Below are 12,336 nucleotides of genomic sequence, written 5' to 3'. Positions count from 1 at the left end.
ATGAAAAGGGATGATTATTCATCCCTTTTTTTGATCTCTTGTTGATGCTTTTTATCTAACTCGATCAATCGATCCAAATCATTTCCTTGTTTCTTTTTCAGCTTATCGAGATTTTTGGGCGTCAGGTATTTGAGTGCGGCAATGTTTCCAATAATGATGCTGATAACGACAGTGATAATGAACCAAGGGGAGGCTAGGAAATCCATGTTATGCACCGTTCTGCTCGACATTGATGACAAATTGGGTGTAGATAGTATGGATCATTTTGTGGATCGTGTCTTTGCCTGCGATCGATTCATCAGCCAATGCCTGAAAAATAATATCAGGTGACATCTGATTGAGACATTGTGTTGCAATCAGATGATGACTGATATGCCACGGTTCGATCGACACGCCACCCCGATCCCGTTGATACGGCCGGAAAAAGCCAAATTGAGAAAGATGCTTGGTTAACCACGTCGAAAAATGAGCCTGATGACCGGATTGATATTCCCAGGGTTCCAGACGTAGGGATTCATTGGCGGGTAGCGCATTTCTGTCATACACATCAAAGTCTGTGCCCCAATGATGCCGACTGGCTCCGGGAAGGGCAGACCAGCGTAAAATTGCCAGAACTTTTTCTTGTGCTGGCATGTTTGAAGCATCAAGCGGACGACTTTGTGAATCGAGCAGCGGCCGTTCTCCTGAGAATTTTAGATTCCAGATAGAAAGCTGCTTGTGAAAATCACGGAATCCACTGGCAATCTGTAACTGGAATCCTGCTTGGTGAGCCGCCTGTTTCAACGCAAAAAAATCTTGAGCGACCTGCCGATGGATCAGGAAGGTCTTACTGTCCACAAGACATGCTTGCAGATGTTGCTCACTTTTTCCGGTTAATTGCGCAGGCGTCATATCATCGGGCCAGTAAGTTGTTCAAGGTATGTTGATACATATCGGTCAATTTCTCAAGGTCAGGAATACTGACACATTCATTGACTTTGTGAATTGTCGCATTGACCGGGCCGAGTTCAACAACCTGTGCGCCCATCTGAGCAATAAACCGCCCGTCGGAGGTTCCGCCGGTTGTAAGCAGTGCCGGGTCTTTATGGTTGATCTGGCTGACAGATTTGGTGACGGCTTCCACAAGGCTACCGGCCTCAGTTAAAAACGGTTTACCGTTCAATGTCCATTTCAGATCATAGTCCAGACCATGGGCATCAAATATGGAGTGCACACGATGTTGAATCTCTTCTGCTGTCAGCTCGGTACTGTAGCGGAAGTTAAATTGGACATGGAATTCACCCGGAATCACATTGGATGCACCAGTTCCCGCATGTACATTGGGAATCTGAAAGCTCGTCGGCGGGAAAAATGCATTGCCTTCATCCCATTGAATCGCAGCAAGTTCGGTCAATGCTGGCAGTGCTTGATGGACCGGGTTATTGGCTAAATGAGGATAGGCGACATGGCCTTGAATGCCTTTGACGACTAAGTCACCGGTCAACGAACCTCGACGGCCATTTTTGACCACATCACCGACGGCATGGGTGCTGGAGGGTTCACCGACAATACACATATCAATGATTTCATCCCGTGCCATCAAGGTATCGACAACCCGTGTTGTCCCATTGATAAACGGGCCTTCCTCATCCGATGTGATCAGAAATGCAATCGACCCTTGATGGTCAGGATGTGCTGCAATAAAGCGCTCAACCGCAACAATCATACAAGCAAGAGACCCTTTCATGTCTGCTGCGCCTCGGCCATGCAGATAGTCATCAATGACGGTCGGTTCAAATGGCGGGGTATGCCATAATTCTGCTTTTCCGGCAGGCACAACATCTGTATGGCCGGCAAAGGCAAATAGAGGGGCCTGTGTTCCTCGTCGGGCCCAAAAGTTGGTCGTGTCTTCAAAAACCATGATTTCGACGTCAAAGCCGAGCGCTTTAAGTCGCTCTATCATTAAGTCTTGGCATCCTGCGTCTTCAGGTGTAACCGAACGACGACAAATTAATTCTTTAGCAAGGGCGAGTACCGGACTATCGCTCATCCATTTGTTCCTTTCTATGCAAATATCTCAGAGTATTGTTCAGGAGAAAAACCAAGGTGGAAGGTGTTGTTGACCACCAAAACCGGGCGTTTGATCATTGCCGGGTATTCAACCAACAGAGGAATCACGGTTGTACTGTTTAAACTGTCTTTTTGTGCTTGCGTCAGTTGTCGATAGGTTGTGCCTCGTTTATTGACAACCTTGTCCCATTCTAAATTCTGACAAAATTCTTCAACGAGTTCGGCATGGATGCCGTCTTTACGGAAATCGTGAAAACGATATTCGATATTTTCAGCATCTAACCAGCGACGTGCTTTTTTTATTGTGTCGCAGTTGGGGATGCCATAAAGCGTAATGGTCATATGATTCCTCAAATTAGAGCAGGCTGTGAGCGCATCGTAGCAGGAAGTGAGTGCGCTGACAAAGTCATGATTTACCGTCAGCTCGATTGATGTGAGAGGTATTTTATTCATCGAGTGACAGATAAAAATGAAGTTATTGATCGAACGCAACACTCTTTGTGTGAAAACCGAAATAATGGGTTGGCACGTGAATAGGAGGTGTCAATGGAATTGAGTCCTGTTTTTGCAAGAAGGCTTTATCTAGCCTACTTGGTTGAAAATTTAGACAGGCCAAATGTCCCCAGATTAATTGAACATACCGGGTGGCCTCGTCGCACAATTCAGGATGTGTTGAAAGCATTACCGGCGATCGGTATTCAACTCATGTTTATCCAAGACGGAAGACGACACAATGACGGGTACTATCGGTTGTCCGATTGGGGGCCATTTGATAGTCAATGGATCGTCGAACGTCAGGATGATATAGCCGCCAGTCTGGGTAAATCCCTTTAGAGCGGGAAACGGATATCGTTTCATCGCGCTTTACTGTATGAAAATCAACAGAGTCAAGATGGTTTATGGCCCCTCTGCTCGAGCCTGTCAAAGGCAGCGAGGGTCATATTCGAATTGATATTCTTGGCAGAATCAGCTGACGGTTATCCTTGGTTGTGGGGTGATAATACGCAAGCCTAAAAGCCAGTATGTTCTGGCTTTTGTCCCTTCTTTTCTGAGTTGTATCCATTGTTCTAACACGGTTTTGAAATCTGATTTAGATTCAGAACGTGACCTGCATGAATAACCGCATAGATAAACAATCACTTAATATTTCCTCTCTGCATCCATTTCCGAATGTAACATTTCAAATGTAACAAAACTTTTCTGTTGTTAATGATAATTATTTTCGTTAGTATTTTTATTTGTGATTGTTCTCGCAGGATGTTTGTTATGTTAAAGCTGGTAAAGCTTTTCATTATTACGACGATTTTTACTTTTCATTACTCTGTTGCAGCTGCGGTACTTGACTATCAGGCTGCTGCGGATGATATCAATACGCGTCTGGATGAAGCGGTGCAACTTTATATGCATGGTGATGCTTTACAAGCGAAGCGCACGGTGCAAATGGCATATTTTGAAGTGTTTGAAGGTCTGGAAGGCCCAATCCGAATTAATTATTCCCAGAAATACGCGTATCAGCTAGAGGCTAGATTTGGTGAGATTCGGAAGATGATTGGCAATCAGGCATCGCTTGGTGACGTGAAGGACAACGTCGATTGGCTCAAAACTCAAATCGCATCGGTTCCTGCTATTCTGGAGTCAGGAACACAGTTAGTCGCAGAAACCGCGGACATCCATCATGCGTCAATTCTCCCTTACTGGCGAGAGCAAGTTCTGACCATTGAACGGCTGGTCAACCAAGGTTTAGCCAGTTATCGCACCTCAATTCAGGCTGAAACAGAACAGGCGCAGCAGGCAAAGCGGGAAGCCGCAGCGAAGCTGATACGACAGGCACAATTTGATGGTTATAAAAACTCTGACCTGGAAACCGCAATCCGCCTGAATCGTTCCGGTACCAAGGCTGCGCAATATAATGACATGTTCAAAGCTATGATTGATTTGGCGGAACAGCCATACACCATGCAGCATTTGGTCGCATTTGGTTATCAGGTTGCCACGCTGACCCAAGGGTTGAAAGATGATCTCCCCGGTCTGCCTGCGACTCGTGATGATCAGCAACAGACTCAGGAAGATGAACATTCAGGCGTTAAGCAAGACTGGCAAGCGGTGATCACCGGTATTGATGCAGCTATCGCTCAAGCGGTTGATCTCTACCAACAAGGTCAGATTGCTGATGCGATGATAGCGGTTCAGGATACGTATTTTGATCGCTTTGAATCGACCGGAATGGAAAATGCCATTGGTGCTCGGGACAGCGCGCTGAAATCTGAACTGGAAGGTTACTTCACTCGCATTGTGAGTCTGATGAAAGCCCGTTCTGAACTGGTTGATATTCAGGCGCAACAACAGGCATTGAGTCGTCAGTTGGATCAAGGTGCTAGTCTGTTGGGAGGCAGTCGTCAGGGAATTTGGGCAATGTTTATTGCCAGCCTCACTATCATTCTGCGTGAAGGTTTGGAAGCGTTACTGATCGTCGCGGCCATTACCGCTTATCTGGTCAAGAACGAGCATACTGACAAACTCTATATCATCAAAAATTCCGTCGTGGTGGGCGTGATATGCAGTCTGATCACTGCGGCCCTGTTCCAGTGGCTGTTTACTAATGCTGGCGCAAGTCGAGAAATGCTGGAAGGTATCACCATGCTGATTGCGGTTGTGGTGCTGTTTATGATGAGTTACTGGTTGTTGTCGAAAGTGGAAGCAACCCATTGGAAACAGTATCTCGAAAATAAATTATCCCGCTCACTCACCGCCGGTTCTATTGCCGGTCTGTGGTTCGCCAGCTTTTTAGCCGTTTACCGTGAAGGTGCCGAAACCGTGTTGTTCTATTATGCGCTGGGGGCTGATGGTTCATCCGATTCACTCATTGGGATCTTGAGCGGGCTCGGCGTGGGGATCGTGATTCTCGCAGTTATCTTTTTCTTGATGCGTTATAGCGTCGTGAAATTACCACTCAAACCTTTCTTTATCTTCACCGGTGGATTTATGTATCTGATGGCATTTGTATTTGCCGGTAAAGGTGTTTTAGAACTGATTGAAGCCAAAGTCTTTAACCCGACACTCATAGAGGCAGTTCCGCAAATTAGTTTGTTGGGGGTTTATCCTTATGTTGAAACGTTAATACCTCAACTCGCGCTGGTTGCCGCCGCGATTTTGGCATTGTTCGTCATTCAGCGTCAGGGTAGACAAACCGCGTAGCTCAATCTATGGCAATTTTTGTCTGTGACAACTTTTTATTGAAGGAATAATTCTAATGACGAATAAACTTTTAATCCCAGTTGCGATTTCAGCAATGACATTTGGTACCGCAGCGATTGCGGGTGAGCACCCGGCAGGGGATACCGTTGAAATGAATGGTATGGAACTGGCCGCAGTTTATCTGGAACCCGTCACGATGGAACCACAAGGAATGATGATGGCTGCTTCTCAGGCAGATGTTCACCTTGAAGCGGATATTCATGCACTGAAAGGCAATAAAAATGGCTTTGCAGCTGGTGAATGGATTCCGTATCTGACGATCAGCTACAAAATGAAGAATCTGGATACCGGTAAAACGCAACAGGGGACGTTCATGCCAATGATTGCCTCAGACGGCCCTCATTATGGTTCAAATGTGAAAATGCTTGGTGTGGGTAATTATGAGCTTTCGTTCCATATTGACCCGCCATCGAAAGGTGGTCTGCTTCGTCACACCGATGAAGCAACTGGCGTCGGCCGTTGGTACAAGCCTTTTGATGTGACTTACAAATTTAAATATGTTGGTCTGAACTAAACCTCCCGCCAAGTCTGGGACTTATACAAAGGTGGCTTTGCACTTGGTCAAAGCCACCTGAAAAATTTATCATGTGAGCGGATATGAGTTTTTATCTTTCTCAGGTTCTTTCCCACTTCCTTCTCCCCGCGATGATGTTCGGCTTGCTTTGGTCTGGTGCGAATACGTCGTATAAGCAAAGGTTCTGGTGGTTTGTGCTGCCTGTTGTCATTGGGGTTTGTGCTTATACGTTGTTGCCTTACAGCCAAGTCTATATTTTCTCAATCGGCTGTGCCTACATCGTGATATGCCTGTTGTTATTGGGCTACGGTTTTCTGAGTACACGACCGACCCGATTGTTGTTGGTCTGGCAGGCGATTGTGACGGTATTAGCCGCATTTATGTGGGCCAGAATCGCAAAACTGGACATGATGACAGCCACCAGTGTGATTAATACTGAACTGATCCTGAATGTGACGGCTTTGCTATTCGGGTTTGTTTTAATTGGTTCGGTTCACTTTTTTACCGGTAAAGTGTTCGAACAGCGCTCGCGTATCTTAAAAAATAGCTTCTTTTTTATCTTCATTTTGCTGGCAATTTTACCGCTCTCCGGAGAGGTGATTCTGGCTGGGATGAAGTTACAGATGATCGATCTGTATCAGGGACTGCTGAGTTACGTGTCAAAAGTAACCAATTTCTTCTGGTTGTATGCGTATGGTGTGCTGGCGCTGAGTCTGATTCCACTGAGTCTTATGACGTGGTGTGATGTGAAGCCGTTGAAAGATGCAGTGAAAGCACAACAGCAGCCGATCGCAAGACGTAAACTTCAGGCTCAACTGAATATTCAACGTCGCCGGGTGAGAAGTTTTGCAGTCAGCTTGGTGATGATTTTTTGCAGTTTACTGTATTGGGATGCTGTAGCGTCTCAGCCGCCAACACGTTCACCGGCGCAGACGATGACGTTGTCCGCCGATGATGCGGTCCATATTCCGATCACCGAGACGCTGAAAGACGGTAAATTACACCGTTATCAGTGGATTGCGAGTGACGGTAAAGTCGTGCGCTTTTTTATCATTGATCGCTACCCCGGTGAAATGAAGTTTGGCGTGGTCCTGGATGCCTGCATGTTGTGTGGTGATGCGGGGTATATTCAAGATGGTGATCAGGTGATCTGTCTGGCCTGTGGGGTACATATCTTTATTCCGTCGATTGGTAACCCGGGCGGATGTAATCCGATTCCGATTAAGCAATGGTCGCTGATCAACAATGAGATCGTCATTGGGAAAGCGATGCTTGAATCAGGTCTGCAGTATTTTAGCGATGTGGTGAAGATCACTGTGGTTGATCCGGTGAACGGCAAATCGCTGACCAATCTCGATGCCCCGTTTAGTTATACCTTCGGGGGGAAAACCTATTTCTTTACCGAGCAGGACTCTTACGATGCATTCCGTGATAACCCTTGGGGCTACGTTGAGCAGAGTTCAGCGATAGGAGGGGCACAATAATGCTATGGACAATGCTTCGTCAGTCATGGCGTCATGACCGTGGCCGGAAAGTGCTGGCAACGACCACTATTTTTCTGGCAGCCGGGTTAATTTCAGCATTACTGGCTATTTCGATTACCATTGGTGACAAGATGTCGGTTGAAATGAAACGCTATGGTGCCAACATCGAAATCAAACCAGAAGGTCAGGTGAATCTGCCTTATATGCTGAAACACGCGCTGACGGATATGGATAAAGATAGCCTGTTACTGGCGTCGGAATTACCCAATATCAAGAATATCTTCTGGCGGAATAATATCATTGGGTTTGCCCCTTATGTGCGCGGGGCTGTCACCATCAATCACGGGCAGCATGAAGTTCCTATTGTCGGCACGTTCTTTGACCAGCACCTTGCTGTCCCCGATGAACCGGATTATCACACTGGTAACAAGATTATCTCCCAGTACTGGAAAGTACAGGGACAGTGGCCGGATGATACCAAACAGCAGGCGCTGGTCGGAATTGTACTTGCCAGCCGGATGGGCTGGCACATTGGAGATCAACTGACGTTATCCGGTAAACAGCACCATGAACAGGTCACCATCACTGGTATTTTGACCAATGGTAGTGCCGAAGAAGAGTCCGTTATTGTGCCGTTACATGTCGGTCAGGCATTGCTGGGACTGGCTGGGCGTGTGGAAAGTATTAAAGTCTCTGCACTGACCGTGCCTGAAAATGCGCTGTCGAAAAAAGCGCGGGACAATCTGGAATCGTTAGACTCTGATGAATATGACTTATGGTTTTGTACCGCATTTGTTTCTTCCATCTCCTATCAGTTAGAAAAAGCGTTAAGTAACGCTGCTGTTCGCCCTGTTTGGCAAGTCGCGGCATCGGAAGGCATCGTCATTCGTAAAATTCAGAGTTTACTGTTCATGGTGACATTAGCCGCGTTTGTTGCTGCCTCGATGGGGATTGCTTCTCTGATGACCAATGCAATTTTGCAGCGTTCTAAAGAGATTGGTTTGATGAAATCCCTCGGAGCACATAACTGGCAGGTGTACTTGTTATTTTATGCTGAATCTATCGTGTGCGGTTTGCTGGGCGGCTTAATGGGATGTGCTGCCGGATGGGGATTATCTAAAGTGATGGGGTATGCCCTGTTTGGATCGTTTATCCCTTTTCACTGGATCATTATCCCGCTTATTTTGGTTATCTCGGTCATCATGACCATATGCGGTACCTATTTCCCTTCCCGACGAATTGCCGCACTTTATCCAATCGAGGTTTTGTATGGCCGTAAATAAACATTCGATGCAAAACCTGCTGATCATTCGTTCCCTGAAACTTCGTCTGCGTCGGGTTGTGGTGGTGCTTGCTGCACTGACCATGGGCGCGGCAATTGTGACCGCGATGGCTGGCGTTTATTTCGATATCAACCAGAAAATGAGTCATGAATTGCGTAATTACGGCGCGAATTTTTATGTTGGTCCTGATGCCAATGCTTCGACGTTATCGACTCGGGATTACCGTGACATGCTGGCTTTGGCGCCACAGGCGCAGTTAGTGGCATCCAGCCCGTATCTGTATGGGGTGGTGCAATCTGATTTAGAAAAAGTGGTCGCAATGGGCGTTGATTTTTCCCAACTGAAAAAGCTGGTGCCGTATTGGCAGGTTCGAGGGGAATGGATTGGTGTCTCTTTTGATCAACGCAATGCGATGATTGGTGTGAATCTGGCCAAGAAGTTAGAAGTGAAGGTTGGCTCTCAACTGAGTCTGATTCAGGGGGATACCCGGCATACTTTTACCATTAAAGGCATTATTGATGCTGGTGCTGATGAAGATAACTATTTGATCGTCAATATTTCGCTGCTACAGAAATGGCTCAACCAGCCGGATCAGGCCAATTACGCCATGTTTAGTATTGATAATGCGCAGGGACAGGTGAGCCAGTATGCCGAGCGTCTTAAAGCCCGTTATCCGAATCTGACCATTCGCCCGATTCTGAAAGTCTCTGCGTCAGAAGGAAAAGTGCTGAATAAAATCAAACTCCTGATGGGCGTGGTTGCGGTGGTGATTCTGATACTGTCTACCCTGTGCGTTAATACGACACTGACGGCAATGATTGGCGAGCGCCGCCATGAATTTGCGTTACAAAAAGCGCTGGGAGCATCCCATCGGGCAATTACCCGGCAAATTTTGTCAGAGACCTTGTTGATGACCATTGCCGCGATTGTGATGGGATTAGGTATTGGTTATATCCTCGCTCAAATCCTTGGGCAAACAGTGTTTAGTGCATCAATTGATCTGCGTTTTCCGGTCTTTATTATTACGACGATTTTATCGGTTTTTGCTGCGCTGGTGGCTGCAATCATCCCGACTTTACGCGCCATGAAAGTGGATCCGGCGAAAGTGTTGAAAGGAGAGTAATGTGTCTGAATTTGTCATTGAAACCAAAGGGCTGTGTAAGCGTTTTGAACATGTAAGTGCGCTGGATAATATCAACCTTTCCATCCGTCGGGGAGAATTTGTGGCGATTATGGGGGCATCCGGTTCGGGTAAAACCACCTTGATGAATATCCTGAGCTGTCTTGATACCGCGACGGAAGGACAGGTCATTCTCGATGGACATCATGCCGCGAGTCTTGATGAAGATGGCCGGCGGGCATTCCGGGCAGAAAAAATTGGCTTGTTGTTCCAGCAGTTCCATTTGATTCCCTATTTGACGGCGTTGGAAAATGTGATGTTGGCTCAGCACTACCATAGTGTCACGGATATCGATGCTGCAAAAAAAGTGCTGGCAGAGGTTGGTCTTGAAGATCGTATCAATCATTTACCCAGTCAGTTATCGGGAGGGGAGCAGCAGCGGGTCTGTATTGCCCGGGCATTGGTCAATGAATGCCCGATATTATTCGCCGATGAGCCGACCGGTAATTTGGATGAAGCGAATGAGCGGATTGTTTTGGAGATTTTCCAGCGTCTGCATCAACAGAACCGAACCATTATTATGGTGACGCATAACCCGGATTTAGGCCGTTATACTGACCGGATCATTCGTTTGCAACACGGCAAATACATGGGTGAGGAATTGATCAATGGTCATTAAGCGAATTGGCCTCAGTATACTGGTGGTAGCGCTTGCGGCGCTCAGTGGTTGTAAAGAGCAGACGTTGGCTGTTGGCGCGCCAGCCCCGGATTTAGCAGTGATGGATGCGCATGAGCAGCAGATGACGTTGCAACAGGTTCACGGTAAACCGGTCGTTGTTGAGTTTTGGTCATCAACATGTGGGGCTTGTCTGGTGATGATGAAAGCGTGGCAAAAATATGCAGATGCGCACCCCGATAAACTGCAGTTTATTGGCGTCGGGATTGATCCTCACCCTGAAAGCCTTGCTGCTTTTGCTGAGCAATTAGGCGTTACGCTGCCGCTTGGGCTCGATCAGCTTGGGATTACTCAGGAACGTTATCAGGTGATAGCCACCCCCACGACTTTTTTTATTGATCGCCACGGTGTTCTGAAGATGATTCATCTGGGGTACTCATCCGGAATGGATCTCGATCATTACGTCAATTTGATTCAGGAATAGGACAATACAGTGATGAATTTTTCATGGTGCCGTATGGGGCTGATTGTCATGCTCATGTCGGTCGCTAGTGTGGGATTTGCAGCAACCTCAGCCGAGAATATCGAAGTCGGCAAAGCGGAAATATTTATGCCGCAACCCAATGCCAGTGCCACTGGGTCAAAAATGACGATTTATAACCGTTCGGATAAGCCGCTCGTTATTCGTGAAGTCACCGGCCCGCGCTTTAAACAGATCATGTTGCATGGCACAACCTATAAAAGCGGGCAGCGTGAGATGTATCCGGTCGATCAGATTACGGTTGCCGCACACCAGAAACAGGCGTTAACGCCGAATACCTCACATATTATGCTGATGGGATTCACCCGGCCGCTACAAACGGGGGAGTTTGTGAGTCTGATACTGCATACCAATCAAGGCTTGGTGAGGGTTATCGCAAGGGTTGTACCGATGTCGATTCGTTAACATTCGTAGGTTCGTTAACATTCGTAGGTTCGCTAACATGTGTTCACGCTTTTACGTTTGTTTTTCCGTTCGTGTTTGTTTCACTGTTTTTGCTATCAGGATGTAACCATTTAAGATGAAATATCAAGCTTTACTCTCATTGTTCATGCTACCGGGGATCATGCTCCTTGGTGGTTGTTTTGATCATGAAAATCATGCCGAATCCGTGCCGCAAGCGTCCGTCACATCCCCGTCGAAAGCACAGCACAACAAAGTCATTCATCGTGATGAGAGACGGGCATTGCTGGATGTCGCCGGCCTCGGTATGGTTCACGATAGTACGGCGAATCTGATCAAGACATACTTTCACCCCGTATTACTGAATATGGAAAATCACACGCTGACGGATGAACCGGACGCAATTGCGCGTTATCGGGACAGTGTTAAGCACCACACGCTGGTCCGGCAGACGTTGGATGCCAAACAAAATCTAGCGCATTTGGCGAGTCGTGACCAATGGGCGATGGTGTATATCGTCGATGGTGATGATTTAGGCGAGACTGGTTCAGTCGCAAAGAGGGGGGCCGGACAAGAGCCCTCAAAAAGTCTGGGGAAACAGTTGATTGTGCCGCTCGAAGGTCAGGGATATTTGTCGATGTTGAAAGGTTATCTCTCCTTAGACCTTAAAACGCTATCGATTCATCGGATCCGCTTTTATGAGCAGGGAGAGACCCCAGCGCTAGGGGGCAAGATTATGACAAATGAACAGTGGCTTGCCCAGTTTCAAGGTAAACAGGTGCTCGCTGATGGTCAGGCTAGATTCCGCGTGGTTGCTCCCCATGACAGCAAGCAAGACCGTTTTACCGTTGATGGCCTGACTGGCGCGACCAATACCAGTCATAGCGTTGAAAATATTATCAATTACTGGCTGGGCCCGGATGGTTACTATTTTGCATTGACGTTACTACAGCAGCGCTATTTGTAAGGCAGGTTATTTGTCAGAGGCCGACGTTATATGACAAATGAGTTA

14 protein-coding genes are annotated in these 12,336 nt (G+C 47.1%); 10 read left to right on the top strand and 4 right to left on the bottom strand.

Annotated features, from left to right (window positions below):
* Positions 1-14: 14 nt before the first annotated feature.
* Genes BSQ33_RS04225 through BSQ33_RS04210 form a run of 4 tightly spaced genes read right to left on the bottom strand, consistent with a single transcriptional unit; the run spans position 15 to position 2,391 of the window.
* Positions 15-206, bottom strand: coding sequence for a DUF2897 domain-containing protein (locus BSQ33_RS04225; RefSeq protein ID WP_088133374.1), 192 nt, complete (start codon positions 204-206; stop codon positions 15-17).
* Position 207: 1 nt separating this feature from the next.
* Complete coding sequence (locus BSQ33_RS04220; RefSeq protein WP_088133373.1) at positions 208-891, bottom strand: M15 family metallopeptidase; 684 nt, start codon at positions 889-891, stop codon at positions 208-210.
* A gap of 1 nt (position 892) precedes the next feature.
* A complete protein-coding gene (gene dapE, locus BSQ33_RS04215) occupies positions 893-2,029 on the bottom strand; it encodes a succinyl-diaminopimelate desuccinylase (RefSeq protein WP_088133372.1) in 1,137 nt (378 codons plus the stop codon).
* Positions 2,030-2,043: 14 nt separating this feature from the next.
* On the bottom strand, positions 2,044-2,391 hold the full coding sequence (locus BSQ33_RS04210) for an ArsC family reductase (RefSeq protein WP_072956535.1): 348 nt from the start codon (positions 2,389-2,391) through the stop codon (positions 2,044-2,046).
* A gap of 204 nt (positions 2,392-2,595) precedes the next feature.
* Between BSQ33_RS04210 and BSQ33_RS04205 the strand changes: the two genes are divergently transcribed.
* From BSQ33_RS04205 to BSQ33_RS04160, 10 genes are all read left to right on the top strand, one after another.
* Positions 2,596-2,883 carry a winged helix-turn-helix domain-containing protein gene (locus tag BSQ33_RS04205; protein ID WP_038183694.1) on the top strand — a complete coding sequence of 96 codons (288 nt, stop codon included), beginning with the start codon at positions 2,596-2,598 and terminating at the stop codon, positions 2,881-2,883.
* A gap of 432 nt (positions 2,884-3,315) precedes the next feature.
* Positions 3,316-5,244, top strand: a complete 1,929-nt coding sequence (locus BSQ33_RS04200; RefSeq protein ID WP_198298152.1) for an FTR1 family iron permease — start codon at positions 3,316-3,318, stop codon at positions 5,242-5,244.
* Between the two features lie 55 nt (positions 5,245-5,299).
* Positions 5,300-5,818, top strand: a complete 519-nt coding sequence (locus BSQ33_RS04195; protein WP_088133370.1) for an iron transporter — start codon at positions 5,300-5,302, stop codon at positions 5,816-5,818.
* 83 nt (positions 5,819-5,901) lie between these two features.
* On the top strand, positions 5,902-7,302 hold the full coding sequence (locus tag BSQ33_RS04190; RefSeq protein WP_088133369.1) for a Fe-S-containing protein: 1,401 nt from the start codon (positions 5,902-5,904) through the stop codon (positions 7,300-7,302).
* Entirely contained in the window at positions 7,302-8,585 is a 1,284-nt protein-coding gene (locus BSQ33_RS04185) for an ABC transporter permease (protein ID WP_088133368.1), read from the top strand. The genes BSQ33_RS04190 and BSQ33_RS04185 overlap by 1 nt, the downstream gene beginning before the upstream one ends.
* Positions 8,572-9,708: an ABC transporter permease gene (locus tag BSQ33_RS04180; protein WP_088133367.1), complete on the top strand. Its 1,137-nt coding sequence runs from the start codon at positions 8,572-8,574 to the stop codon at positions 9,706-9,708. Before BSQ33_RS04185 ends, BSQ33_RS04180 begins: the two co-directional genes overlap by 14 nt.
* 1 nt (position 9,709) lies before the next feature.
* Positions 9,710-10,384 (top strand): ABC transporter ATP-binding protein, encoded by a 675-nt coding sequence (locus BSQ33_RS04175; RefSeq protein ID WP_088133366.1) that lies wholly within the window; start codon positions 9,710-9,712, stop codon positions 10,382-10,384.
* Entirely contained in the window at positions 10,374-10,865 is a 492-nt protein-coding gene (locus tag BSQ33_RS04170; RefSeq protein WP_088133365.1) for a TlpA family protein disulfide reductase, read from the top strand. The genes BSQ33_RS04175 and BSQ33_RS04170 overlap by 11 nt, the downstream gene beginning before the upstream one ends.
* Positions 10,866-10,877: 12 nt before the next feature.
* Positions 10,878-11,327, top strand: coding sequence for a copper chaperone PCu(A)C (locus tag BSQ33_RS04165; protein WP_088133364.1), 450 nt, complete (start codon positions 10,878-10,880; stop codon positions 11,325-11,327).
* A gap of 115 nt (positions 11,328-11,442) precedes the next feature.
* Positions 11,443-12,291, top strand: a complete 849-nt coding sequence (locus tag BSQ33_RS04160) for an FMN-binding protein (protein WP_088133363.1) — start codon at positions 11,443-11,445, stop codon at positions 12,289-12,291.
* Positions 12,292-12,336 lie beyond the last annotated feature (45 nt).

This window comes from Vibrio gazogenes, assembly GCF_002196515.1.
GTDB classification, from domain to species: Bacteria; Pseudomonadota; Gammaproteobacteria; order Enterobacterales; family Vibrionaceae; genus Vibrio; species Vibrio gazogenes_A.
Note: the sequence above shows the minus strand (reverse complement) of the source record. Positions and strands in the feature narration are given on the sequence as shown.

What these genes read in the sequence shown, in the direction of transcription:
- BSQ33_RS04185 (WP_088133368.1), top strand. Translation starts at nt 7,302, where the DNA reads ATGCTATGGACAATGCTTCGTCAGTCATGGCGTCATGACCGTGGCCGG.
- BSQ33_RS04225 (WP_088133374.1), bottom strand. Translation starts at nt 206, where the DNA reads ATGGATTTCCTAGCCTCCCCTTGGTTCATTATCACTGTCGTTATCAGC.
- dapE (WP_088133372.1), bottom strand. Translation starts at nt 2,029, where the DNA reads ATGAGCGATAGTCCGGTACTCGCCCTTGCTAAAGAATTAATTTGTCGT.
- BSQ33_RS04200 (WP_198298152.1), top strand. Translation starts at nt 3,316, where the DNA reads ATGTTAAAGCTGGTAAAGCTTTTCATTATTACGACGATTTTTACTTTT.
- BSQ33_RS04160 (WP_088133363.1), top strand. Translation starts at nt 11,443, where the DNA reads ATGAAATATCAAGCTTTACTCTCATTGTTCATGCTACCGGGGATCATG.
- BSQ33_RS04210 (WP_072956535.1), bottom strand. Translation starts at nt 2,391, where the DNA reads ATGACCATTACGCTTTATGGCATCCCCAACTGCGACACAATAAAAAAA.
- BSQ33_RS04180 (WP_088133367.1), top strand. Translation starts at nt 8,572, where the DNA reads ATGGCCGTAAATAAACATTCGATGCAAAACCTGCTGATCATTCGTTCC.
- BSQ33_RS04165 (WP_088133364.1), top strand. Translation starts at nt 10,878, where the DNA reads ATGAATTTTTCATGGTGCCGTATGGGGCTGATTGTCATGCTCATGTCG.
- BSQ33_RS04170 (WP_088133365.1), top strand. Translation starts at nt 10,374, where the DNA reads ATGGTCATTAAGCGAATTGGCCTCAGTATACTGGTGGTAGCGCTTGCG.
- BSQ33_RS04195 (WP_088133370.1), top strand. Translation starts at nt 5,300, where the DNA reads ATGACGAATAAACTTTTAATCCCAGTTGCGATTTCAGCAATGACATTT.
- BSQ33_RS04205 (WP_038183694.1), top strand. Translation starts at nt 2,596, where the DNA reads ATGGAATTGAGTCCTGTTTTTGCAAGAAGGCTTTATCTAGCCTACTTG.
- BSQ33_RS04220 (WP_088133373.1), bottom strand. Translation starts at nt 891, where the DNA reads ATGACGCCTGCGCAATTAACCGGAAAAAGTGAGCAACATCTGCAAGCA.
- BSQ33_RS04190 (WP_088133369.1), top strand. Translation starts at nt 5,902, where the DNA reads ATGAGTTTTTATCTTTCTCAGGTTCTTTCCCACTTCCTTCTCCCCGCG.